This is a genomic window from Psychroserpens sp. S379A (genome assembly GCF_049800755.1).
Lineage (GTDB): Bacteria > Bacteroidota > Bacteroidia > Flavobacteriales > Flavobacteriaceae > Psychroserpens.
The window spans coordinates 290573-316699 of record NZ_JBNAFQ010000001.1 but is presented as its reverse complement, the minus strand read 5'-3'; the positions used below and the strand labels follow the sequence as shown (position 1 = coordinate 316699).

Genomic DNA, 26127 nt, shown 5'->3' with positions numbered 1-26127 from the left:
TACTACATGGACAAAAAAATTAAAATCACATTTGTTTTACCAACTCTAAAACCGCATGGAGCAGAAAAAATAATGTCGTTTGTGGCTCAAAATTTAGATAAAGATAAATTTGAAGCGACGCTCTTAATTATTGGTTATAAAAAAGATGCTGGCTATAAAGTTGAAGGCATCCATTTAAAGTTTTTAAACAAGTCTAGAGTATTAAACGCCATTCCTTCGTTGTTTTTGTATTTAAAACAGAACAAACAACATGTTGTTATTAGTTCAATATCGCATTTAAACTTGGTTATGGCTTTTATTTCTCTCTTTTTTAGGAAAACAAAATTTATTGGCAGAGAAGCAAGTGTTAATTCGGTAATGCGACTGTATTCAGGCAATTCAGATAACAGTTCGAACTACTATAGTAAACTAATTAAAAATGGCTATAATTGGTTAGATGCCATAGTTTGTCAGTCTAATGACATGGTTAACGATTTGTCAAATAACTTTAAAGTGAAAAGACAAAAGTTAGTTTTAATTAATAATCCTATTACTCAGCATATTAAGATAAAAAGTAAAAATGATTCAACTGAAATTAAAAAATTAATAACTGTAGGAAGGCTTAGTAAAGAGAAAGGTTACGAAAGAATACTGAAACAATTAGCAACATTAAATTTTCCATTTCAATACACAATTATTGGTGATAGTGATGAACGTTCAGAATTTTTACAACTTATTGACGATTATAAATTAACCGACAACATAATACACATTCCTAAAACAGATAAAGTAGATGATTATCTTTCGGCTTCAGATTTATATTTGCAAGGCTCGTATGTTGAAGGGTTTCCTAATGCACTATTAGAAAGTTGCGTTGTAGGCACTCCAGTTATTGCATTTGATGCTCCTGGAGGTACTAAAGAAATAATACAAAATGATATAAATGGTTATTTAGTTGTTTCTGAAGAAGATTATTCAGAAAAAATAAAGCATAGTCTTTTCAATAAAGAATGGAATCCAAAAGACATCAGTGAATCTGTTCAACGACGATTCAGAAAAGAAAAGATTCTAAATCAATATGAAGCGCTGTTTAACCAAATAATTAATGAGTAATACAATAAGTTGCTTTGAAAACACAAAAATATGCCTGCTAAATATATTATAAGATTAGATGATGCCTGTCCAACTATGAATTTGGCTAAATGGCAACAATTAGAAGATATTTTTGATCTTTATAATATAAAGCCAATTATGGCAGTCATACCACATAACGAAGACCAATCTTTAGTGGTAGATAAGCCCAATGCTAATTTTTGGAAAAAAGTAAAAGCATGGCAAAACAAAAATTACAAAATAGCATTACATGGTTATAATCATGTTTATATTTCGTCTAATGGTGGATTAATTCCTAAGAACAACGATTCTGAATTTGCTGGATTACCCTTAAAAATACAATTAGAAAAAATAAAAAAAGGCATTGAGATTTTTAAGAACCATAATATTGAAACAAATATTTGGGTTGCTCCTTCTCATACGTTCGACTTAAATACTTTAAAAGCTTTAAAAACAGAAAGCAGCATTAATATTATAAGTGACGGAATTGCTTTAGGCACATATAAATTATATGATTTTAACTGGATTCCTCAGCAAATTAGCAGTCCATACAAAATGCCTTTCGGATTGTGGACAATTTGCTTACATCCAAATAACATGTCTGAAAATGATATTGAAAACATAAAATTGTTCATACAAAAAAACACGTCCCATTTTATAGATATTGATACCTTACAATACGGTAAACGAACACTTTTAGATAAAACTTTTAACTATTTATATTGGCTGTTTTTTAAATGTAGAAACTGGCTTAAAAACTGAAAAATGCACAACGTTTCAATGAGGAAGCTTACTTTTGTAATTGAGCAAAATAGTAATATCCACTAGTTGTTAAGTCTTTATCATCAAGGTGTTTAAACTTGTCATCTAAATCTTTTCTTTCAAATTCATTTTTGCTAGAATCTCGTACATCATTAAGAATTTTGAAATCATTAGCCTCCAATAATTTTAAATGAGATGATAAAGGTTCTCTATTTATTACAAATGACTGACCTGTAACAAAATCCCATTCCGATTCACTAAGTGTCCAATGCTCATTCCATATTTTTGTACGATTCATAGACTTAAAATCAATTTTATGAGAAACAAAACCTCCATTTTTTAGCCATCGATGCATAGATTCGTATGCAAATGGCAAGTTATCTATATGTTGTAAAACAGTAAGTGAAACAATATAATCTACTGTATTCTCTTGTATTACGTCTGTTTTTTCCCAAGGAATTAAAGACACTATATACGTATTGTTTGGATTAAATGGATCAAAAAGCTCTTTACGAATACTCTGTATTCTATCAGCTTTTAAACTATTTGATAAATGTGTGTTGTTTAAAATTTTTGAAGGAAAATCTAATGGTTTATTAGATGTGTTTTCAAATGTCGCATTTATACTTTCTGTTTTAGTTTCTGCTTTAAACAGTTCTACTAATTCATCAAAAACTTTGACATTGTCTTCTATATTCCAATATTGGTTTTTTTCTAAAGCAAACAGCTTTTCTGAACCAGATATTAATGCAGACAGACCTACTCCTAAAGATTTTCCTGGTCCAAATTCGACAACTACTTTTGGAACTTCGTCATTAACAAGTGACCAATATTTTAAATGCTTCATCCAAACTCTATAACAATAAAGACTATTACCTCCAACCCTCTCATGATTTATCAAATACCTTCTAGCTATAGAGGAGTTTTTAGTTAAAAACAAAAACACTTTTCTCAATTTTCCTTTTATGTAACCTTTTAAAAAGTATTTTATTTTCATATTCAAAATCTTTAAATTATGGCTGGTACAAATTATTTATGCAACAAAAGTTACAAATTAGTTATGGTTCAATTTTACTTTTTGCTATATATTTTATTGAAATAACAATCTTATAATTAAGAATCAATAGCATTTCTTTTAAATAACCATTTGAAATATAAAAAAAATGATAACTTGTAATGTTTTAAATCATATATAGATTCACAACTCAAGACATTGAAAGCAAACATCTTACACATTAAATACGTTGCCTTTTCTTTATGAAAAATCTAAATTCTAAATGTCAAACTCATATTATTTACTTCCTTTAAAATAAAATTTAATTAGAACCTTATGGCTAATAAAGATGATATAGATTGGCTTTTTGTACTTCCAGATGATTTAATTGGTGGTGGAGCACAACAAGTTTTATTTACCATCATCAATCATTTTATAAAACAAGGAAAAACATGTACTGTAATATTTACGGTTAGAAAAAAGCATCATGGTTGGGAATCTTTAGAAAGCAAATGTAATATTGTATATCTTGATTATAACTCAGTATATAAAGGCTATTTTGGTGCATTTAAGTATATAAAAAGACTATCAAAAACGCATCGTATTAAGCATGCCATAAGTTCTCAAGCTCTAATTAACGGACTTCTAGGTTTTTTGAAAAAAGTAAAGGTTTTAAAGCACACTAAGCTTGTGTTGAGAGAATCGACTTCAATTTTTTTACGCTTTAGCGGATTTAAATTAAAGCTTTACAAAACGGCCTATAAAATGGGTTATCGATATGCTGATGTCATCATTTGTCAAACTGAGTTAATGAAACAACAACTACTTGAAGCCTTACCTTGGTTGTCAAAAGAAAATAAAGTAGTTGTGATTCCTAATCCAGTAAATTTAGATGAAATTGCTTTTAAAGCTAATCAAAACACAGATTTCAATATTGATAATTTTATTGTAGCAGCTGGTCGATTAATACCAGAAAAAGGTTTTGACATTCTTATTGATGCGTTTCATCTTTTAGATGATAAGTCCTTGAAATTAGTCATTTTAGGAAATGGTTCTGATGAAGAGCAACAAAAACTAATTGATCAAATTGACGCTCTTGACTTACAAGATCGTGTTATTTTATATGGTTACACTAATAACGTATATCCAATTTTTCAAAAAGCGAAACTTTGTGTAGTATCTTCTAGAATTGAAGGGTTTCCAAATGTGCTTTTGCAGATGATGTCACAGAATAATAATGTTGTAAGCTCATTATGTGCTGGAGAAATTGCAAACATTAAAGGCATTGAAACTTGTGAAACTCATAATAGTGAAGCCTTAAAAGATGCCATGAAAAAAGGATTAGCAAATACTACAGATAACAAAACATTATATTTTAAAGATTACATTAAGTCTAGGTCAATTGATAACTTCGTAGAAGCAATGCTAAACCAAATCAATTAACAAATCCATGAAAAAACTTATTCGTATTACAACGGTTCCTTCCTCTTTAAGAACACTTTTAAGAGGACAACATCGCTTTATGAATAAGCATTACGATGTTATTGGTATTGCAACTGAAGGCGATCCTCTTAGAGAAGTTAGAGAAAACGAAGGCATTAAAACACATGCTGTAGAAATGACTAGAACCATTACTCCTATCAAAGATTTAAAAGCTGTTTTTCAACTATATAAATTTTTAAAAAAAGAAAAGCCTTTTATCGTGCATACACATACACCAAAAGCTGGAACTGTAGGCATGTTAGCAGCTAAATTGGCTGGTGTACCACATCGATTACATACTATTGCTGGAATGCCATTGCTTGAAGCTTCAGGATTCAAGCGAAAAATTCTAAATGCTGTTGAAAAATTCACCTACAGTTGTGCTACAGGTATTCTTCCGAATTCTTTCGGATTAGAACGTATTATTCTAGATGAAAAATTCACTAAAGCTTCAAAGCTTAAAGTAATTGGAAATGGAAGCTCCAACGGAATTGACACAACACATTATGATGCAGCTTTGGTTTCAGAAACACAAAAACAAAATTTAAGAGCAGAACTCAAGATCTCCGAAAAAGACATTGTTTTTATTTTTATTGGCAGAATAGTAAAAGACAAAGGTATTAACGAATTGGTTTCAGCATTTAATTCGCTGTCAAAAAAGCATTTAAATTCGAAACTCTTATTAGTTGGACCTAGAGAAAATCATTTAGATCCTTTACAGCCAGAAACCGAACAATTAATTAAAGAGAATCCGCAAATTATTGCTACAGGAGTTCAAAAAGATATCAGACCTTATGTAGCCATTTCTCACGCACTTACTTTCCCTAGTTACCGTGAAGGATTTCCTAATGTAGTGCTTCAGTGTAGCTGTATGGAATTACCTTGTATTGTAAGTAATATTAACGGTTGTAATGAAATTATTGAGCATGATGTTAACGGATTAATTATTCCTGTTAAAAATACAAATGCTATTGAAGATGCTATGCAATTTATGATTGATCATCCCGAAAAGCGTCAGGCCATGATAACACATTCGAGATCAAGAATTATGAAGCGCTACAAACAAGAGTTTGTATGGAACGAAATTTTAAAATTATATCAAACTTTAGAATCATGAAGATCTATAAAAACTTCATAAAACGTCTTTTAGATTTAGTCGCAGCAACAATTGGTTTCCTACTAGCCTCTCCTATTTTTACTGTGGTTTGGATTGTATTGCTTGTAAAGAATAATGGAAGTGCTTTTTTCTTTCAAGAACGACCAGGAAAAAATGAACGCATCTTTAAAATTATTAAGTTCAAAACCATGAACGATAAAACTGATGCTAATGGAGAACTTTTACCACCTTCAGAACGACTTACAAAAGCTGGTATTTTTGTTCGAAAGTATTCCTTAGATGAGATTCCGCAATTACTAAACGTTATTAAAGGCGACATGAGTTTAATTGGTCCTAGACCTTTATTAGTAAAATATTTACCACGATATAACGCTTTTCAAAAACAACGACATAATATCAGACCTGGCATTACAGGTTGGGCTCAAGTTAATGGTAGAAATGCTATTAGTTGGGAGCAAAAGTTTGAATACGACGTATGGTATGTAAAACATTTGTCTTTTATGTTAGATTTAAAAATTCTATTTTTAACCGTCTATAAAGTCTTTAAAAAAGACGGAATTTATAGTGTAGAAAATGATATTGTCCCAGATTTTATGGGTACTCAAACCAATCAAGATAATTAAATGGCATTACACTTACTTTTTACTTGTGCAGGACGCAGAAACTACTTAATCAATTACTTTAAAGAAGCTATAAAAGGGCAAGGACAAATTTTTGCTGCAGATATGAGTGATACTGCTCCTGCAATGGTTGATGCAGATGTGGCATTAATTGTTCCGAGCATTTATGATTCTAATTATATCGATGCTTTAAAAACGATTGTAAAAGCGCATCAAATTAATGCTATTATTTCTTTAAACGATTTAGAATTACCTATTCTATCAAAACACAAATCAGAGTTAGAGTCTACAGGTGTGAAAGTTATTGTATCTAATGAAAATGTAATAGACATTGCCTTTGATAAAATAAAGACCTTCAATTTTATTCAAAAAATAGGTTTACAAACACCTTTAACTTATACTAACCTAATTACAGCCAAAAGCGCTATAGCTGAAGAAAAACTAAGTTATCCTCTTGTTGTTAAACCACGTTGGGGAAGCGCGTCAATAGGAATTGATTTTCCTGAAACTGAAGAAGAATTAGATTTAGCATTTAAGCTTCAGCATATAAAACTGAAGAAATCTATTTTAAATACGGCAAGCGAACAGGATTTAGACAATGCTATTCTTATTCAAGAAAAAATGAACGGTCAGGAATATGGTTTAGATATTGTTAATGATTTTGAAGGCAATTACTTCGGAACCTTTGTTAGAAAAAAATTAAATATGCGCTCTGGAGAAACCGATAAAGCCATCTCTGTTATTGATGAACGATTTGAAACTTTAGGTCGTATAGTTTCTGAAAATTTAAAGCATATAGGAAATCTTGATTGTGATGTTTTTGTTGCTAATAATCAGCTTTATCTTTTAGAGTTAAATCCAAGATTTGGAGGAGGTTATCCGTTTTCACATGAAGCAGGAGTTGACACGTGTGCTTTATACATTGAATGGTTAAAAGGAAACAAAAACGTTGAAGCTTATAATCAATATAAAGCTGGAAAATTATTTTCTAAATGCGATAGAATGCTGGAAATAAAATAGACTAAGCAAAAGTGATTTTTTGAGCTTTTTTTGAACCAGAAATTATAATTTCTTTATCATTTTTAACCAATTTAAATACTTTTATATGTTCAATAGGTTCAGGATTAGCAAATGCAAATGTATACACATATTGAAGTAAAAAATCATCAGATTCTTCTTGATAATTAACTTCAATAACATCTTTTGAAGAAGAATCAAACGCTTCAATTTTTTCAAATTTTATAGCCTGAGGTGCTGTGGTTGAAGCTTCAGAGTTACCAGCCAACATAAACTTATACTTCCTATATAACTCATTAACTTTTTTTCGTCGTAAATATAATTTCAACTTAAAATAAGTTTCAACATACTTGGCTTTCAATATAGAAACCAAAGATTTTGAATCATATAGTACATGATAATCAAAATTATAAATAACATTACTCCATTTGTGCTTGTAGTCAAAATCTCCTTTAGAAAAATCTGAAATGCGATACTTATTTTCAAAACACCATTCTAAAAGTTTTATAATTGAAGTTTTCCCTATACTAAATTTGTAATAATCAGAATCAAAAACCGTAATGGTTTCAAAAAGCACATCTTCAGCGTGAAAATTTAACGTGATTCCTATAGGTGTATTTTCATTATAAATAACTAGCAATGATGCTTTTTTTTCTTGTAGCATCTTAAAAACCAACTCTTTGTAATAATTCCATTTTTTCGGACTTAAATGATGGTAGTTGGTTTGTTTTCCAGCAAATCGTTTGCTTAATAAAGTATAAAATTGCTCGAAAAGGATTTCAAAATCAGAAGCTTCCATTGCCTCGTGAATAAATTCATAACGAACATTAAAACATTGCTCAAGACGTCTCATGTTAGATCTAAATTCTCTTCTGTTTTTAGAACTAAACTGAGCATTAATATAGTCGTCTTGATTTTCAAAGTTGGAAACATCCATCAAAAATCCTTGATATTGAAATATCTTTTTAAGCTTTAAAGAAGAACTTGAAGGTGGATTAAATTCCGCTACCTTAAAATACTCTGGAACATCATAAAGCAAAAACGTTTTTCCTTTATAATCTGATTTTGTGTGATCTAACTCATAGAAAATTCCTTTAGTTAAATTTCTTGCTGCATTTACATAAACACCATCTTTTGAGTTCTTTACAAACTTAACTCCATTGATAAACTCAAAATGCTCAAGCGTTTTGCCTTCGTTGAAGTGCTTTGACCAAATGGACTCATAAATAGATGTTGTAAACGGGTTGGATCTCATCAAAATGAAACATTTGTTAGAGTATGATAGTGCAAAAGTAACATTTTTGATTACTTATAATCAATTAATAGAATTAAAATAAACTGTTAATTTTAATTACTTTTGAGGCAATTATTTGCAAAGCTATGAATGGACATTTTGTTATTTCATTAGATTACGAGATACATTGGGGCGTTTTTGATAAAAGATCTGTTGAAGATTATAAACAAAACCTTCAAAATGTAGGTCTTGTAATTGATAGACTTCTTGAACTTAGTAAAAAATACAATGTAAAGCTTACATTCGCTACTGTAGGTTTTTTGTTTGCTAAAGATAAAGACGAATTGAAAGCATTTAGTCCAAAAAATAAACCAACTTATAACGATAAGAAATTTTCACCATATCCTATGTTAGATTCTATAGGACATGATGAAAACGACGATCCTTTTCATTATGCACTTTCAGGTATTAATAAGATAAAAGCAGATGGCAACCATGAAATAGGGACACATACATTTTGCCATTACTATTGTCATATTCCTGGTCAAAACATAGCGCAATTTGATGATGATTTAAATTCTGCCATAAAAATTGCAGAAAAAAGAGAGGTACCAATTAAGAGTCTCGTATTTCCAAGAAATATGATTGATCCTCATAAAGCTGTAGATCAGCCAATTTTAGATGTTTTAAAAAAACATGGCATTGCTTCATTTAGAGGAAAAGAAAATTCATTCATTTATAACATACACATCACAAAATTTTACAAAAACTGGTTAATTTTTAAAGTCTTAAAGTTTTTAGATGCTTATGTAAATATTACAGGTTCAAACACGTACGATGTATTTAAAATTAACAACGACAAATCTTTAATTAATTTACCATCAAGTCGTATGCTTAGAGCCTATAGCAACAAGTTTAAAAAGTTTGAATCTTTAAAACTAAAGCGCATTAAAAAAGGCATGACTAAAGCAGCAAAAAAGAACGAGATGTTTCATTTGTGGTGGCATCCTCATAACTTTGGTGCTCAAACTGAACAAAATTTTGCTAATCTTGAAGAAATCTTTAAGACTTACAAATCTTTAAATAAAGACTATAATTTTGAAAGTTCAACAATGACTGAACTAACCAATAAAATCAAAGCTTCACTTTAAAAAAGTAGTTTTTATTTATTAGAAAGTCAATTAATCAACGTAAAAAACTGTTTTTTATCGTGTTTATTTGGTGAGTTTTATGCTATTAATGCATATTTAACCAAGAATTTGATGTCTTAAAGCATCATTATTTTAAATCTTACGCCCAAATCCCTCAATAGGCACAACACTGTTGAATAGTAATAAACTTACTTAGCAATTTTGATTATGGAATCTAAAATATGGTTGTCGTCACCACATATGAGTGGTCGTGAGCAAAATTATGTTCAAAATGCTTTTGAAACAAATTGGATTGCTCCACTTGGACCTCACGTGAATGGATTTGAAGAAGATATTCAAAACTACCTTAACGACAACAATTTAGTTGCAGCACTCAGTTCTGGAACTGCAGCACTACATTTAGCTTTAATTTTACTTAATGTAAAACAAGGAGATGAAGTCATTTGTCAGAGCAAGACATTTTCTGCATCTGCAAACCCAATCGTATATCAAGGTGCAACTCCAGTATTTGTTGATAGTGAAGCTGAAACATGGAACATGTCACCAGAACTTTTGGAGCATGCCATTCAAGATCGTATTAAAAAAGGAAAAAAACCAAAAGCAATTGTAGCTGTACACCTATATGGAATGCCATACAAGGTTGAAGAAATTCATAGTATTGCAAACGCTTATAACATTCCTATCATAGAAGATAGTGCTGAATCATTAGGAAGTTCATATAAAAACAAAAAGTGTGGTACCTTTGGCGATATTGCAATTTTATCTTTCAACGGAAACAAAATCATTACAACTTCTGGTGGTGGAGCATTAATTACTAAAAATCCCGAATGGAAAAACAGAGCTGTATTCTTAGCAACACAAGCTAGAGAAAATGCAGTCGAGTACCATCATAAATCAATAGGTTATAATTACAGACTTTCAAATGTTCTGGCTGGCATTGGTAGAGGACAAATGGAAGTTTTAAATGATCGTGTTTTGGCTAGACGCAAGGTTTATAAATCTTACACGCAACATTTAGAAGATATAAATGAAATTACTTTTTTAGATGAACCAGAAGGATTTTATTCTAATCGATGGTTGAGTTGCATTTTGACGCCTTCGGAAACCATTAGAGAAGGTTTAAGGTTAAAGCTTCTAGAGCACAACATTGAGTCGAGACCACTTTGGAAACCAATGCATCAACAACCAGTATTTAGTGCTGCTCCTTGTTATTTAAACGGTGTTTCAGATGATTTATTTAAAAAAGGGTTATGTTTGCCTAGCGGTTCAAACTTAACTGAAAATGAATTGAATAGGGTGATTTCTGCAATAAAAGCGTATTTTAGAGCATGATTAAACGTAAACTTCAAAACATATCGCAAAAATATGCCTCCAAATGGCTGGTAATGTTATTCGATTTATGCGTTGTAGCATTTACGTTTATCATTGCTTATATTATTCGATTTAACTTTCAAATAAACTTTGATGTTGTTGTCATGTTTAAACAAATACCATTTGTTTTCTTGGCTGCATTCATAAGTTTTCTTCTTGTTGGTTCTTATAAAGGCGTTGTTAGATTTACTGGATTTAAAGACGTCGTAAACATTATAATTGGTGTCAATATACTAGCAACCATTTTAATTGTTACAACATTTTTTAGTAGAAAATTCAATTACGATAGTATTTTTAATATTTCTGGATCAGTGATTTACATTCATTTGATGCTTAATATTTTATTTCTAATTGGATTAAAACTATTTGTAAAATCTGTGTATAATCATGTTATGCAAGATTTTAAAAACAAAAAACGAGTCATGATTTATGGCGCAGGAAGTTCTGGTATGTTAACTTATGATGCCATTACTAATGATCCTAAAAATAGTCATGAAGTTATTGGTTTTATTGATGATAATGAGCGAAAAATTAGCAAAAAAATAAACACACTATATGTTTATAGTTTAAAAAAAATAACTCCAGATTTAATCAATAAGCAAAACATTGAAGAAGTTATTATCTCAATTCAAAATATTGAACCATCAAGGCTTCTTGAAATTTCTAGTATTCTCTTTGAGTTAGGCTTAAAAGTTAAAATTGTTCCTCCTGTTCAAACTTGGATTGATGGTGATTTAAGTGTAGGACAAATTAAAGATGTAAACATTGAAGATCTTTTAGGAAGAGAACCAATAATGATAACTAATCCTGCTTTAGTGCATGAATATGAAAATCAAATTATATTTATTACAGGTGCAGCTGGTTCTATTGGAAGTGAAATTGCTAGAAAAACAACAAAATATGCCTATAAAAAATTAATTCTGATAGATACTGCAGAATCTGCGTTATATGAGCTTCAGCAAGAATTTATACGTGATGGTATAAAAAACTTTACTGCCATTGTAGCCGATGTACGAGACAAGAAGCGCATGGAAAGTCTTTTCAATATTTATCGTCCTAAAATTGTATTTCATGCTGCAGCATACAAGCATGTACCTTTAATGGAAAACAATCCTTATGAAGCTGTAAGTGTTAATATTGGTGGTACAAGAAATATGGCTAGCCTATCTGTAAAGCATAGTGTGAATAAATTTATACTTATTTCTACAGATAAGGCAGTTAACCCAACCAATGTTATGGGAGCAACCAAGCGTATTGCAGAGCTTTATGTGAATTGTTTACAAGGCAAAGGACAAACTAAATTTATTACTACAAGATTTGGAAATGTATTAGGATCTAACGGATCTGTAATTCCTTTATTTAAAAAACAAATTGAAAATGGTGGACCTTTAACCGTTACACATCAAGATATTACAAGATACTTTATGACAATTTCTGAAGCTTGTCAACTAGTCCTTGAAGCAGCTACAATGGGTAATGGTGGTGAGATTTTTGTGTTTGATATGGGTGAATCTGTTAAGATATTTGACTTAGCTAAAAACATGATTATACTTTCTGGCTTAAGGTATCCTGAAGATATTGATATTAAAATAACTGGTCTACGTCCAGGTGAAAAAATTTATGAAGAACTCTTAGCAGATGGTGAAAATACTAGACCAACCTATCATGAAAAAATAATGATTGCCAAAACAAAACCACTAGATGTGAATGATGTTTCAGAGAAAATTGCCAACTTATGTATGGTAAACTCAAAAGTGCAAAACCTAGAGGTTGTATCTTTAATCAAACAAGTTTTACCAGAATATATTTCAAATAATTCTAAATTTGAAGTCTTAGATTCTAAAAAATAATTGCTCCTAAACCAATAAACGATGCATACAACATTCAGCCTAAAAAACACAATCAAAGTTTTATCAATTCTATTAATAGCAGTGTTAACTTCATGTGCTTCAAGAAAAGATATTATTTATTTTCAAGATGAACCAGTTTCTGATGAAACTCATTTAGAAAACAACTATGAACTTTCATATAAACCAAACGATATCTTAACTATCGATGTTTCTGCATTAGATCCAGACGCAGTAAGACCATTTAACTTGTCGTCTGTAATGTATTCTAATAATGGTGGAAATTTAAATAATGCAGGCTTAAATGCTAATGGTAGTGTATTAAGACAAACCTATCTTGTAGATCCAAATGGAAATATTGAATTTCCAGTACTAGGAACTTTAAACATTGGTGGAAAAACACGAGCAGAGGTTACAGAGATGCTGAAAGAAAAACTAACAGTTTATGTAAAAGATCCTATTGTAAATATCAGACTTATCAACTTTACAGTTACTGTTTTAGGCGAAGTCAATAGACCTGGTACGTATACTATACAAGATGAACGTATTTCTCTTACTGAAGCATTAGGTTTGGCTGGCGATTTAACCATTTACGGAAAAAGAAATAATGTCTTTTTAATACGAGAAGTTAATGGCCAAAAGAAATACGCAAAATTAGACCTTACCTCTATTAATGTAGTTAATTCTCCTGTGTATTACCTGTCTCAAAATGATGTTATCTATGTAGAGCCAAACAATTCTAGAGTTCGTCAATCAACATACAACCAAACTACTGGAGTTATTATTTCTGCAGTTGCAACTTTAGCAACTATTACAGCTATAATCATCAACTCAAATAAATAAGTTTCTAAGATTATGAATACTAGTAAAACGAACAGTTTACAAAACGAACTGAGAGACAAAGTAGACTTATTTTTGTCGCATTGGAAATTTATTTCAGCATGCTTAATACTAGCACTAGGTATTGCCTTTTTGTTTTTAAGATATGCCAATTACCAATATCAAGCTACAGCTATTATAAAAATTAATAGTGATAAACAGCAAAAACAATTACCTGAAATTTCAGCACTACAAGATTATGGACTATTCTCTTCAGATTATACTAATGTTACTGACGAAATAGAAATTATTAAGTCTAGAGCTTTAGTACGTCAAGTTGTTGAAGACTTAAAGCTTAACATAAAATATTACGTTAAAGGCAAAATTAAAGAACAAGAAGTTTATAAAAATCCTCCAGTAATTTTAAACTTTTTTGAAAGTGATTCTATCATAAATTCAGTTGATACCACACTGTTTTTAAAAATGAAATCAATTAATAAGTTTACATTATCTAATGAAGAAGGCAGTGAGATTTTTAATTATGAAGGCGATAATGCTAAAGAATATGCTTTTGGTGATCGAATAACTTCTGGTTTTGGCGACTTCATCATTACGCCAAATACTGGAAAATATGATATAACACCTGGTACTAGTTTAAAGATTCAATTATCTGACATTACACGTGTAGTTGAGCAATATCAGGGAAAAGTAAAGACTTCTAATGAAAAAGGTTCAAATATTATTAAAATTAGTCTTAATGAAAATATTAAATACAAGGCTGCTCTTGTTCTCGACAAACTCGTAGAAAAATATAATAATGACGTCATTGAAGATAAAGAAAAAGTGGTAGAAGCTACTTCCAACTTTATAAACAATCGTTTAAACGTAGTGTCAAATGAATTAGAACAAGTAGATTTTACTGCTGAAACCCTTCAAAAAAATAACAGATTAACTGCCTTAGGTTCTCAAGCTGATATTTTTCTTCAGAGTGAAAAAGCAAATGATGCTAAAATTATAAATACCACGAACCAGATTCAGTTAATTGACTACATGAAAGATCATTTAAACAACAATGATTCTGATAGTGATCTTTTACCAGCAGATGTTGGTATTGCTGATAATTCTGTAATGCAAATCACTAAAAGTCATAACGAATTAGTGCTTCAGCGAGATCGTATCTTAAAAAATTCAACCGATAAAAATCCAACAGTAATTAACTTAAATGAGCAAATTGCTGCGCTCAAACAAAACTTAAATCAGAGTTTAGACAATATCAAATCGGCTAATTCAATTACTTTAAATGCCTTAAACAGAGAAGATGCTAGAATTAGTTCGCAACTCTACTCTGCTCCTACTAAAGCAAGACAGTTTAGAGATGTTAAGCGTCAACAAGACATTAAAGAGTCCTTATATTTATATTTATTACAAAAGCGTGAAGAAACTGCGATTTCTCAAGGCATGTCTTCGCCTAATGCAAAAATTGTAGATAAAGCGTATACTACAATGAATCCTGTAAGTCCTAAAAAAATGGTAGTGTACTTAGCAGCTTTTATTTTAGGATTAGCACTACCAATAGGACTTATTTATACTAAAGATTTATTAAACACCACTATTGAGTCTAAAGCAGATTTAGAAAAAGTTGTAAGTATTCCGTATTTAGGAGATATTCCTAAATCTAATAAGAAAAACTTAATGATAAAACGAGTAGATTATTCTCCTAAAGCTGAAGCTTTTAGAATCATTAGATCTAATATCAACTTCCTTCTTCAAAAACACAAAAGTGATTGTAAAACAATTTTTGTGACCTCTACAAAAGCACAAGAAGGAAAATCGCATACTTCAACGAATCTTGCTAAGTCATTTTCTTTTTCAGAAAAGAAAGTACTGTTAATTGAAACCGATATTAGAGTTCCAAGAGTTAATGATTATTTAGACATTACACCAGACAAAGGCTTAACCAATTATATTTCAGATGCTTCATTAAGTGTTTCTGATGTTACTTTTACGATAAAAGACAATCCGTTTTTAGATGTTATTCCTTCTGGAGCAATTCCTCCAAATCCAGCCGAACTTTTAATGAGTGAACGTGTAGCTGAATTATTTGATATCGCTAAAAAAAGTTACGATTACATTGTTGTTGATACAGCTGCTGTTGGCTTAGTTACTGATACTTTACTTATAAGTGATCATGCAGATATTTTTGTGTATGTGGTAAGTGCTAACAATATTGACAAGCGTGAATTGCATATTGCACAGACGCTTTACGAAGAAAAACGATTACCAAATATGGCAGTTCTTTTAAATGGTACTTTAAAACGAAAAGGCTATGGTTATGGCTACGGAAATAATCCGCAACGGAAAAAGAAGAAATTTGGAATTATATAAAATAAAAAAGCCACAACTTAAACATTGTGGCTTTTTTTTATAGTTTTCTTCGAGCTTTTTCTTGTTTCAATAAATTAAGCTCTCTATTGGTTTGTCCTGCTACTGAAGTATTTTCTTCTGCTCGCCTTATTAAATAAGGCATCACATCTTTTACTGGACCAAAAGGCACATACTTAGCAACATTATAACCTTGTTTTGCTAAATTAAAACTAATATGATCACTCATACCATACAATTGTCCAAACCATACATTATTATCGGTTTTATCGATGCCTTTTTCTTTCATTAAGTCCATAGCGAGATAACAACTGTATTCATTATGAGTTCCTATAAACAATGATATGGCATCTAGATGATTCAATATGTAGGTCATACAAGTATTGAAATTTTCATCAGTATCTTGCTTTGTTTTACAAATAGGCGATTTATAATTTTGATCATTAGCTCGCTCTCTTTCTTTTTCCATATAAGCACCTCTAACAATCTTAAAACCGACTTTAAAACTTTGAGCTTTTGCTCTTTCGTGGATTCCTTTTAAATATTCAAATCTATCCCAACGATAGGTTTGCAATGTATTATAAACAATAGGTTTGTCTTGATTATATTTTTGCATCATTGCTTCACAAAGTTCATCTGCTGCATCTTGCATCCAACTTTCTTCAGCATCTATCAACACCTCTACATCTTTTGCTTTGGCTAACTTACAAACTGCATCAAAACGAGCTACTACTCTATCCCATTCACTTTGCTCTTCAGTAGTAAAGGGCTTTCCTTCTCCCTTTTTTTGATACAAGTAAAAACGTCCAAAACCTGTAGGCTTAAATACAACTATTGGCATGGCTTCCTTTTCATCTGCAAATTGAATGATTTTTAAAATCTTATCTCTTGCTTCATCAAAAGTGGCTTCTTCTTCTTTACCTTCAACAGAATAATCTAAAACAGAACTCACACCTTTAGTAAACATTTTGTCTATTACTGGCAGACAATCTTCTTCATTAATCCCTCCACAAAAATGATCAAATACTGTGGATCTAATTAAGCCTTCAACTGGTAAGTTTGCTTTTAAAGCAAAATTTGTAGCTGCGGTTCCTATTCTAACTAAAGGTTGATGAGAAATCATTTTAAACAAAAAGTAAGCGCGTTCTAACTGAGCATCGTTTTTTAGAGCAAAAGCGACTTCAGTATTATTGAAAAGTGTATTTGTTTTCATTTAAAAAAAATATACATCAAAAATAATTATTTGGTTGCTATTATTTTACTAAAAACCGCTAATTTTCCACATTCATATAAAGCGACAAAATGACTATGAATTCCATAGAAACTAAAACATATACCGTTCATTTTAATTCTACTGGCTATAAAGCACTAAATCAATATATTGATAAGCATTATTTTTCTAAAGTGTTTGTTCTTGTCGATACTAACACTCATGAGTTTTGCCTTGCTACTTTCATGTCACATCTAAAAACACATATAGATATTGAAATTATTGAGATTGAAGCTGGCGAGCAATACAAAACAATTGAAACTTGTGTTGGTGTTTGGAATGCTCTATCTGAATTAAATGCCGACCGAAAAAGCCTTTTGCTCAATCTTGGAGGTGGTGTGGTTACAGATCTTGGTGGTTTTGTTGCAAGTACCTTTAAACGTGGTATCAAATATATTAACATTCCAACATCTCTTTTAGCAATGGTTGATGCTTCTGTAGGTGGAAAAAATGGTGTTGATCTTGGTGCTGTTAAAAATCAAATTGGTGTAATTAATTCTGGTGACATGGTTTTAATTGATACATCATTTTTAGATACATTACCACAAAATCATTTAAAGTCTGGCTTGGCTGAAATGCTAAAACACGGACTCATTAAAGACCGTGTTTATTTTGAAACCTTGACCGATTTGTCGAAGCTTACACTAAATGATTTAGATGCATTAATATATGATTCTGTTATTATAAAAAAGAATATTGTTTTAGAAGACCCAAAGGAACAAGGTGTTAGAAAACATCTTAATTTTGGGCATACTCTTGGTCATGCTATTGAATCTTATTTTTTAGAATCTGAAAGCAAGCAAGAGCTACTACATGGTGAAGCGATTGCTATTGGTATGATTTTAGAATGCTATTTATCTGCGGAATTATTAGGGTTTTCAAAAAATGATCTAGAAAGCATTTCTAAAGCCATCAATTCAATATATAAACCTGTACAATTTAAAGATGAAGATTACGCTCCTATTATTGAACTTTTAAAGTATGATAAAAAAAATGAGCATGGCAATGTCAATTTTGTCCTTTTGGAAGCCATTGGCCAACCTAAAATTGATTGTTTAGTGTCTAACGAACTAATTATTGAAGCCTTTAAATACTATAACAGTTTAGTTGTTTAATTACAAAACAAATTGCGTATCTTGATGCTTATAAACGAGTCATGGAAAACGTAATCACAAGATTTTATAAAGCTTTTAATAATCTAGATGCCGAAACTATGGTGTCATGCTATCATGACGACATTGTGTTTGAAGATCCAGCGTTTGGTGTTCTAAAAGGAAATCGCGCAAAGAACATGTGGAGAATGCTTTGTGAATCGCAAAAAGATAAAGATTTTCATATTATATATTCAAAAATTAAAACTTCAGAAGATAAAGGGTTTGCATCTTGGGAAGCTTTCTATACTTTTAGTAAAACAGGAAGAAAAGTGCATAATGTTATTGAAGCAAACTTTGAATTTAAAGATGGAAAGGTCATCAAACATATAGACACCTTCAATCTTTATAAATGGTCTAAGCAAGCCTTAGGTTTAAAAGGATATCTTTTAGGACATACGTCATTTTTTAAAAACAAGCTTCAAATACAAACCAATAGCTTGTTAAACAAGTTTGAAAAGAAAAAAAGTAAAGCCAATACTTTTTAAGTTAGTGTAGCTTATAGGTTAAGCTTGTTTTTAAGAAACATTAAATCGAGTGATTATAAGACACAAAAGGTTATAAAATATAACCAATACCTAAAAGCAAGGAGAATAAAAATGTGGTTAATGCTAATACTTTTAACTGAGAATCAAAGTCATTTGGTGACTTAGCATTTTTAATCTTAAAAATATGAATACCCAAAGGAATATATGCTATAAAAAACAAGACATTATAAAAGGATGAAAAGTATAGTATTCCAAAAAGCATTGATACAATGATTGCCGATATTATCAAAAAAAAGTGGTATCGCTTAGCTTTTGATTTTCCTAGTTTTACTGCTAAAGTTATTTTATTTGAAACTTTATCAGACTCTATATCTCTCATGTTATTGAGGTTTAAAACACCTGCACTTAATAAGCCTAATGAAATTGCTGGTAAGAAAATATGATGGTCTATTTGCTTTACAAATAAGATGTAGCTACCTCCTACACTTACCAATCCAAAAAATATAAACACAAAAACATCTCCTAATCCTCTGTAACCATAAGCCGAATCTCCAACAGTATATGTTATTGCAGCATAAATGGAAAGTCCTGCCAATAAGAAAAATAAAAGTGATAATAATAAATGACTTACACCAAAAGACATATAAATTAAAGCTACAGCCAAAGCAACAACAATTAAGATATTGTTTTTGATGCCCAACATCATTTCATCTTCACTAATAGCTCCACTTTGAATAGCTCGTTCTGGACCTACTCTATTTTCGTTATCGGTTCCTTTTACTCCATCACCATAATCGTTGGCTAGATTTGAAAGAATTTGCAAACTAATAGTCAATAATATAGCAGTAACAAAAATGAAAATATTAAAAGCACCATTATGTGCTGCCAAGCAAGCACCAATAATAATTCCTGAAACTGATAAAGGCAAGGTTCGCAATCGAAATGCAGAAATCCAAGGTTTAATTTTTTTAAACATACAGTAGATTTCTATTTATGGAATCCATTTTTTATCGAAGTTAGGTTTGCGTTTCTCTAAAAACGCGTCTCGACCTTCTTTAGCTTCATCTGTCATGTATGCCAGACGTGTAGCTTCACCAGCAAACACTTGTTGCCCAACCATACCATCATCGGTTAAGTTCATAGCAAACTTAAGCATCTTAATCGATGTTGGCGACTTAGCCAATATTTCTTGAGCCCATTCATAAGCTGTTGCTTCTAAATCATCATGAGGAATTACAGCATTTACCATTCCCATGTCGTAAGCTTCTTGTGCAGAATAATTTCTTCCGAGGAAAAATATTTCACGAGCCTTTTTTTGTCCGACCATTTTAGCCAAATATGCAGATCCATAACCACCATCAAAACTCGTCACATCTGCATCAGTCTGCTTAAAAATAGCATGTTCTTTACTCGCTAAAGTTAAATCACAAACCACATGCAAACTATGACCTCCACCAACAGCCCAACCAGGAACCACTGCAATTACTGCTTTAGGCATAAATCGAATTAAACGCTGCACTTCTAGAATATTTAATCTGTGATATCCATCATCGCCTACATAACCTTGATGTCCTCTGGCTTTTTGATCTCCTCCAGAGCAAAAACTCCAAATACCATCTTTAGTAGAAGGACCTTCTGCAGACAGTAATACGACTCCAATATTCACATCTTCATTTGCATCATAAAATGCATCATATAATTCACTTGTTGTTTTTGGTCGAAACGCATTTCTAACATTAGGTCTGTTAAATGCTATTCTAGCAACACCATTACATTTTTGATAAGTAATGTCTTCATAGGTTTTTGCAGTAACCCATTTTGCTGTACTCATAGTTTAGTTGTTTTGTAGCAAAAATACTGCTTTTAAAATAATATGTAAACTCAAAAACGTTATAAACATGATAAAATATTTAGTCATTCATTTACACTTTTTCTAGTCTTTTAGAGGGCTTCTTCTAGAATCCTTCGAGGATTGTTCGGGTTTCCTTTGTAAAATGGGGCTTTTCTCGAAGAACTCTCGAAGGATTGTCGAACCATTCTCGAACAAGAGCAAACCCTAACATTGTATTTTACCGATAAAATAACACCTTTTAACGATTTAAAAATGAATTACATCATTACTATGTGACCAATTTATATTAAAAAGTGTCTAATGTGCTGATACTGTTTTAAGTATCATAAAATTAGTTTAACAATAAATATATTTAGGGATATGAAAATTACAGATTCAAATGTAGCTTCACAAATTGTAAAGCAAGAACAATCTGAAGCTGGGATGCTTCACTTTTTTAACCATATTGCTGTGGTGGAGTTTTATGAAGGTATTCATGTTGATTTAAATTCGGCTAAGAAAACCATTGAAGATTTAATGAAGTATTTTGGAAATCAAAAACCTTTTGGGTTAGTTGCAAACAGAGTAAATTCCTACTCTATTTCTTTATTAGAAACTGCCGAAGTAAGATCCATTTTCCCAAACTTAGTTTCTTATGGTGTTGTTAGTCATAATGAAGCTGGTCGTATGAATGCACTTGTAGAAAATAGTTTTTGCCTAAGTGAAAATATTAGCTATGATAATTTGTATGAAGCTTTAGATACGGTTTACAAAAATGTAACAAACAAGCTTAATTTTACATTAAACTAGTCTGATACCATCTGCATCAATGGTAATTAGTCGTTGTTTGTAAAGTGATCCAATAGCTTTTTTAAAGCTTTTCTTACTCATTTCTAATTCGTCTTTTATGAGTTCTGGGCTAGACTTATCGGTTAATGGAATAAAACCTTCACTGTCTTCAAGATGATGAAGGATTTTTTCGGCATTAGGTTCAATATTTCTATAACCTATTTGACCTAAAGTTATGTCTAATTTATTGTCGTGACGTACTTTTTTAACGATGCCCTTAAGTCTATCACCAACACTCAACTCTTTATAGATGTCATCTTTGTAAATTAAGCCATGATGATGTTCATTAACAATAACATTCATTCCAAGTTCTGATGGATGAGATACAATTAAATCGACTTCATCAAACTGCTTAACGGTAAGTTTGCTATTATCTAAAAAACTATTGGTTTTGCTAGAAGCGACTAACCTATTGGTTTCTTCATCTAGATAGCAATAAATCAAATACCATCCACCAGCTTTCATTTTAAATGCCTGTTCTTTAAAAGGACAAAACAGTTCTTTTACCATTCCCCAATCTAAAAATGCACCATGACGTGTTACTTGATTACAACGTAAAACAGCAAAATTATTGACTGTTACATAAGGTTGATCTGTGACAGCAACTGGTCGTTCTTCGTTGTCTAAATAGACAAAAACATCTATTGATTCCCAAATTTTAAACGACTCAGGAACATATCTGTTAGGTAAGAGCACTTCATTTCCATCTGCATCAGCTAAATAAATACCTTGCTCGCTTTCTCTAATTATATCTAAGGTGTTGTATTCTCCAATTTTTATCATGCCGCAAAGATACAGATATTACATGTTAGAACTAAAAAAAGCGTTGCAATTCTGTTTAAATCACAACGCTTTTAATTTTTGCTATAAGCAAGTAATTAATATACCGACTCTTTTTTGAAGTGCTTTGTCAATAAATAATAAACGACTGCTCTGTATTTATTTCTATTAGATTTTCCGTAGGTTTCCATAACTGCATCAATACCTTTGTCTAAATCTGCACCATCACTTAATCCTAGTTTTTTGATCAAGAAATTGTTTTTCACAGTTTCTAATTCAGACTCGTCAGATCCTGAAACAGTAGCTGAATCTGCATTATAAATTGCTGGTCCGCAACCAATAGTTACTTTAGTTAATAAATCCATATCAGGATTTACACCACATTTATCTTTTAAATCTGCAGCATACTTTGTAATTAATTCGTCTCTTTTGCTCATATGTAAATACGTTTATTGTTAAAAATACTATCTAAAGATAGCTAATTATTTAGACACTAAAATTATTAAAAAGTCACAAATAACAATTACTTAATACTATTAAAATACTCTAAAAGCACCTCGTCATTAATGGTTCTAGGTGTAAACACCTCTAATAGTTTAGGAGTTTCAGAAGCATTAAAGAAACCATTTAAACACTCTACTAATTCTGCTTCGGTTGAAGCTTTACTATATTGAAATTTGTACATCTCACAAAGCTGCTGAGCTGTCAAATCATGTATGGTTTCAAAATAATTATCGAAGTTATCAGTATTTTTATGTCCTGGTAGAATTCTAAAAATACCTCCTCCTTGATTATTAATGACTATAATTCTGAAGTTTTTAGGAATGTAATTATTCCACAAGGCATTACTATCGTAAAAGAAACTTAAATCTCCAGTAACAAAAACTGTTTGTTTATTAGAAACAGATGCACAACCAATAGCTGTAGATGTACTGCCATCAATACCACTTGTTCCTCGATTACAAAATACCTCTAAGGAAGCATTTAAATTAAACAATTGAGCATAGCGCACTGTAGAGCTATTTCCTAATTGAAGAATTGATTTGTTTGGAATGGCTTTTAACACATGATGAAATACTTTAAAGTCTGAAAACGGAATCTCTTTTATGTATTCCAAATGTTTTTTACTTCTATGCTTTTTAACTGCTGTCCAAGTATCAAAATAAGTACTCTTTGCTAGATGTGTAATTTTGGGTATAAACGCTGAAAAAAATTGATTGGGAGAGGCTTCAATATGCTTTGTTAAACAGAAAAACGTATCGTTAGCTTTTTTCTCATCAATATGCCAATGCTGTTTTGGTTGATATTGTCGTAAAAAGGCTTTAATTTTTTTAGAGACAATCATGCCTCCAAAGGTGATTAAAATATCTGGTTGAAGTGCTTTTAAGTCTTCTTCAGATAAAGGTGCAATCATCTTATCTATACTTGGAAAAAAGTTAGGATGATGTAAATTTGATGTTGTTTCAGTAAATACCAACACACCATCATCATCTGCTAAATCTTCTAACAGTTTTTGCTCAACAGAATTGGGTTTTAAAACACCAACCAATATTATTTTTCGTTTGGCTACATACCATTCGTCAAGACAATCATCTAATTCAGCATCATCAATTTTATGAGGTTTTAGCTCTAAAGATTTAACTTTAGGTTTTACAGTTAAAGTTTTAGAAAACTCATACAATGGCTCATCAAAAGGAACATTTATATGAACTGGTCCATTTTTAAACTGAGCTAAGTTTAAGGCTGTATTAATTTCAGATTCATTATAAGTTTGAATACTTTCTTGAAGTCCAAGCATACGTTCCAATTTATTTTCTAAATTTTTAAAAATTGGAAGCTCTTCTTTTTTTGATAAGTAGTTTTCGTTTTTAATATCGAGCTTTAAATTGGCAGAATATAAGATATGATTGCTATATACATTTTTCTGATTAATGGTTTGCCCATCACCTATATTAATCAAATGCTTTGGTCGATCTGCAGAAAGTACAACTAAAGGAATATCGCTATAAAACGCTTCAGAAATTGCTGGATAATAGTTTAATAACGCACTACCAGAGGTACAAACCATTGCTGTTGGTTCTTGTAATTGTTGTGCAATACCTAGCGCAAAAAACGCAGCACAACGTTCATCTACAATACTATAACACTTAAAAAAATCATCATTAGTAAAACCAATTGTAAGTGGTGCATTTCTACTTCCTGGAGAAATAACAATATGTTTTATGTTTTTAAGCTTGCACAACTGAACAACAGTTTGTGCTAGTGGAATTTTTGAATGCATCATGAACACAAATGTAATAAAAATAGATAGTTTACTGTATTAAAACACGTTTCATAATTGCAGATTTTGAAACTGTTTCTTCCCATTCTAATTGCGAATTAGAATCCTTTGTAATTCCACCTCCAACATAAATTAATGCGTGTTGGTTTTTAATTTGCATACAACGTAAATTGACAAATAAATGACTTACAGTTTTTATGGCACTGTAGGCATTATTTTCAACATTACGTCTGTTGGTATTTCTAGATGTAGATTCTTTTAAATTGAGCTCTCCTAAAAAGCCTGTATAATATTCTCTATTGTATGGTTCATGCTGTATAATAAAGGCTTGAGCTGCTTTAACAGGCAAACCACAAACAGCTGGAGTTGGATGTAATCGGTTTAAAATCGTTTGCAATTCAGCATTTAAAATGCCACTAATATTTGACTGTAAGTGTAAAAGACTTCCTGCTTTAATAGTTTTTGCTTCAGAAACTATTAAATGACTTACTGATGTATTTAGAGCTTCAACAATAAAATCGGTTACAAATTGTTGCTCTTCTTTTTCCTTTTGTTGCCATGTGACATTTAAAGTATCTTGATACAATTGTGTTCCTGCCAAAGCCATGGTTTCAAAGCGCTTACCATTTACTTTAATAAGGGTTTCTGGTGTTGCACCAAGCCAAAGTCCGATTTTAGGATGGTACCAACAATACACAAATGCCTTAGGATAATTGTCTATTAATTGCTTAAAAATAGAGAACGGATTTTTATCTGAAATGTTTAAGGTTTCACATCTTGATAACACTACTTTTTGCAACGGTGTTTCGTGAATGGCATTAACACCTTGTTGCACTAAATTTAAATGAATGGCTTTACCTTCAGTGTTTGGTTCAATATTGCTTTTTGATAACTCGTTTTTTGGTTCAGATTCTATCTTACAAGTTAACATTTTTGAATGTTCTAACGGAATTAACACTGTTTGCGAAGCACTATCAAAAGGCGCAAACACAAATCCGCTTGCTTTAAAATCTTTAGTGGTAAATAACTCTTCGGTATTTTGAAGAAAAGCATTGATTGATGAAACCTTTGGTTTTCTATAAATAACAAAAGGTAAGTTTTTAGAATAGTGATGTTCTATATGCGAAAAGAAATCCTTCTGAAGCATTCTTATTTTTGTTTAGGAAGCGATATGGTAGATAGTTTACAAACAGACACCAAATTATCATTATCATCTGTAATTTTTATATCAAAAAGTTGTGTTGTTCTTCCTTTATGTATAAATGTAGCCTTTGCATACACAAAACCTTCAGTAACACTTTTTAAATGGTTGGCAGTAATTTCTATACCACGAACAAAAAACTGTTCAGTATCAATAAAAATATGTGCAGCAAAGCTTCCGACACTTTCAGCTAAAGCAGCAGTTGCTCCACCATGCAACACACCATCTGGTTGGTAAACTTTTGGAGTGACTGGCATTCGTGCGACAAGGAAATCGTCACCACAATCAACAATTTCAATAGAAAGTGTTTCCATTAATGTGTTTTTACACACTTTATTTGCTTGAACCAATATTTCTTCTTTAGATAATTGCATAGAATTACTGTATT

General features: G+C 31.0%; 24 protein-coding genes. 14 read left to right on the top strand and 10 right to left on the bottom strand.

Annotated elements, in window-relative coordinates:
- The first annotated feature begins 6 nt into the window (after positions 1 to 6).
- The gene (locus tag ACP15M_RS01370; RefSeq protein WP_425075371.1) at positions 7 to 1092 is read left to right on the top strand and encodes a glycosyltransferase; all 1086 of its coding nucleotides are present in this window, start codon (positions 7 to 9) and stop codon (positions 1090 to 1092) included.
- A 30-nt stretch (positions 1093 to 1122) separates the two neighbouring features.
- Complete coding sequence (locus ACP15M_RS01365; protein ID WP_425075370.1) at positions 1123 to 1854, top strand: DUF2334 domain-containing protein; 732 nt, start codon at positions 1123 to 1125, stop codon at positions 1852 to 1854.
- A 28-nt stretch (positions 1855 to 1882) separates the two neighbouring features.
- Here the strand turns inward: ACP15M_RS01365 and ACP15M_RS01360 are convergent, their stop codons facing one another.
- Positions 1883 to 2851 carry a methyltransferase domain-containing protein gene (locus ACP15M_RS01360; RefSeq protein ID WP_425075369.1) on the bottom strand — a complete coding sequence of 323 codons (969 nt, stop codon included), beginning with the start codon at positions 2849 to 2851 and terminating at the stop codon, positions 1883 to 1885.
- A 333-nt stretch (positions 2852 to 3184) separates the two neighbouring features.
- Between ACP15M_RS01360 and ACP15M_RS01355 the strand changes: the two genes are divergently transcribed.
- Genes ACP15M_RS01355 through ACP15M_RS01340 form a run of 4 tightly spaced genes read left to right on the top strand, consistent with a single transcriptional unit; the run spans position 3185 to position 7087 of the window.
- Entirely contained in the window at positions 3185 to 4291 is a 1107-nt protein-coding gene (locus ACP15M_RS01355; protein WP_425075368.1) for a glycosyltransferase, read from the top strand.
- A 7-nt stretch (positions 4292 to 4298) separates the two neighbouring features.
- Complete coding sequence (locus ACP15M_RS01350; protein WP_425075367.1) at positions 4299 to 5447, top strand: glycosyltransferase family 4 protein; 1149 nt, start codon at positions 4299 to 4301, stop codon at positions 5445 to 5447.
- A gap of 2 nt (positions 5448 to 5449) precedes the next feature.
- Positions 5450 to 6070 (top strand): sugar transferase, encoded by a 621-nt coding sequence (locus tag ACP15M_RS01345; protein WP_425076055.1) that lies wholly within the window; start codon positions 5450 to 5452, stop codon positions 6068 to 6070.
- Positions 6071 to 7087: an ATP-grasp domain-containing protein gene (locus ACP15M_RS01340; protein WP_425075366.1), complete on the top strand. Its 1017-nt coding sequence runs from the start codon at positions 6071 to 6073 to the stop codon at positions 7085 to 7087.
- 1 nt (position 7088) lies between these two features.
- On the opposite strand, the gene ACP15M_RS01335 is transcribed toward ACP15M_RS01340, so the two are convergent.
- A complete protein-coding gene (locus ACP15M_RS01335; protein WP_425076054.1) occupies positions 7089 to 8339 on the bottom strand; it encodes a GNAT family N-acetyltransferase in 1251 nt (416 codons plus the stop codon).
- Between the two features lie 125 nt (positions 8340 to 8464).
- On the opposite strand from ACP15M_RS01335, the gene ACP15M_RS01330 reads away from it, so the two are divergent.
- The 5 genes from ACP15M_RS01330 to ACP15M_RS01310 all read left to right on the top strand — a co-directional run bounded on the left by ACP15M_RS01330 (position 8465) and on the right by ACP15M_RS01310 (position 15891).
- Positions 8465 to 9469 (top strand): polysaccharide deacetylase family protein, encoded by a 1005-nt coding sequence (locus tag ACP15M_RS01330; protein ID WP_425075365.1) that lies wholly within the window; start codon positions 8465 to 8467, stop codon positions 9467 to 9469.
- Between the two features lie 207 nt (positions 9470 to 9676).
- A complete protein-coding gene (locus tag ACP15M_RS01325; protein WP_425075364.1) occupies positions 9677 to 10801 on the top strand; it encodes a DegT/DnrJ/EryC1/StrS family aminotransferase in 1125 nt (374 codons plus the stop codon).
- Positions 10798 to 12690 carry an SDR family NAD(P)-dependent oxidoreductase gene (locus tag ACP15M_RS01320; protein WP_425075363.1) on the top strand — a complete coding sequence of 631 codons (1893 nt, stop codon included), beginning with the start codon at positions 10798 to 10800 and terminating at the stop codon, positions 12688 to 12690. Before ACP15M_RS01325 ends, ACP15M_RS01320 begins: the two co-directional genes overlap by 4 nt.
- 21 nt (positions 12691 to 12711) lie before the next feature.
- Positions 12712 to 13530, top strand: coding sequence for a polysaccharide biosynthesis/export family protein (locus ACP15M_RS01315; RefSeq protein ID WP_425075362.1), 819 nt, complete (start codon positions 12712 to 12714; stop codon positions 13528 to 13530).
- A 12-nt stretch (positions 13531 to 13542) separates the two neighbouring features.
- Positions 13543 to 15891, top strand: a complete 2349-nt coding sequence (locus tag ACP15M_RS01310; RefSeq protein ID WP_425075361.1) for a GumC family protein — start codon at positions 13543 to 13545, stop codon at positions 15889 to 15891.
- Between the two features lie 37 nt (positions 15892 to 15928).
- Here the strand turns inward: ACP15M_RS01310 and ACP15M_RS01305 are convergent, their stop codons facing one another.
- Positions 15929 to 17101, bottom strand: coding sequence for a proline dehydrogenase family protein (locus ACP15M_RS01305; protein ID WP_425075360.1), 1173 nt, complete (start codon positions 17099 to 17101; stop codon positions 15929 to 15931).
- A 95-nt stretch (positions 17102 to 17196) separates the two neighbouring features.
- Here ACP15M_RS01305 and aroB point away from each other — a divergent pair, with 95 nt between their 5' ends.
- Entirely contained in the window at positions 17197 to 18273 is a 1077-nt protein-coding gene (aroB, locus tag ACP15M_RS01300; protein WP_425075359.1) for a 3-dehydroquinate synthase, read from the top strand.
- A gap of 41 nt (positions 18274 to 18314) precedes the next feature.
- Positions 18315 to 18797: a nuclear transport factor 2 family protein gene (locus ACP15M_RS01295; RefSeq protein ID WP_425075358.1), complete on the top strand. Its 483-nt coding sequence runs from the start codon at positions 18315 to 18317 to the stop codon at positions 18795 to 18797.
- A gap of 70 nt (positions 18798 to 18867) precedes the next feature.
- On the opposite strand, the gene menA is transcribed toward ACP15M_RS01295, so the two are convergent.
- Positions 18868 to 19773, bottom strand: a complete 906-nt coding sequence (gene menA, locus ACP15M_RS01290) for a 1,4-dihydroxy-2-naphthoate octaprenyltransferase (RefSeq protein ID WP_425075357.1) — start codon at positions 19771 to 19773, stop codon at positions 18868 to 18870.
- A gap of 15 nt (positions 19774 to 19788) precedes the next feature.
- Positions 19789 to 20628 carry a 1,4-dihydroxy-2-naphthoyl-CoA synthase gene (locus ACP15M_RS01285; protein ID WP_425075356.1) on the bottom strand — a complete coding sequence of 280 codons (840 nt, stop codon included), beginning with the start codon at positions 20626 to 20628 and terminating at the stop codon, positions 19789 to 19791.
- 381 nt (positions 20629 to 21009) lie between these two features.
- On the opposite strand from ACP15M_RS01285, the gene ACP15M_RS01280 reads away from it, so the two are divergent.
- Positions 21010 to 21438, top strand: coding sequence for a hypothetical protein (locus ACP15M_RS01280; protein WP_425075355.1), 429 nt, complete (start codon positions 21010 to 21012; stop codon positions 21436 to 21438).
- On the opposite strand, the gene ACP15M_RS01275 is transcribed toward ACP15M_RS01280, so the two are convergent.
- From ACP15M_RS01275 to ACP15M_RS01255, 5 genes are all read right to left on the bottom strand, one after another.
- Entirely contained in the window at positions 21430 to 22260 is an 831-nt protein-coding gene (locus tag ACP15M_RS01275) for a CvfB family protein (protein WP_425075354.1), read from the bottom strand. The two genes, ACP15M_RS01280 and ACP15M_RS01275, sit on opposite strands and share 9 nt — an antisense overlap.
- A gap of 95 nt (positions 22261 to 22355) precedes the next feature.
- Positions 22356 to 22694: a DUF2853 family protein gene (locus ACP15M_RS01270; RefSeq protein WP_425075353.1), complete on the bottom strand. Its 339-nt coding sequence runs from the start codon at positions 22692 to 22694 to the stop codon at positions 22356 to 22358.
- A gap of 86 nt (positions 22695 to 22780) precedes the next feature.
- A complete protein-coding gene (gene menD / locus ACP15M_RS01265; protein WP_425075352.1) occupies positions 22781 to 24541 on the bottom strand; it encodes a 2-succinyl-5-enolpyruvyl-6-hydroxy-3-cyclohexene-1-carboxylate synthase in 1761 nt (586 codons plus the stop codon).
- 28 nt (positions 24542 to 24569) lie between these two features.
- On the bottom strand, positions 24570 to 25685 hold the full coding sequence (locus tag ACP15M_RS01260) for a chorismate-binding protein (protein ID WP_425075351.1): 1116 nt from the start codon (positions 25683 to 25685) through the stop codon (positions 24570 to 24572).
- Positions 25686 to 25687: 2 nt separating this feature from the next.
- A complete protein-coding gene (locus ACP15M_RS01255; protein ID WP_425075350.1) occupies positions 25688 to 26113 on the bottom strand; it encodes a PaaI family thioesterase in 426 nt (141 codons plus the stop codon).
- Positions 26114 to 26127: the final 14 nt, after the last annotated feature.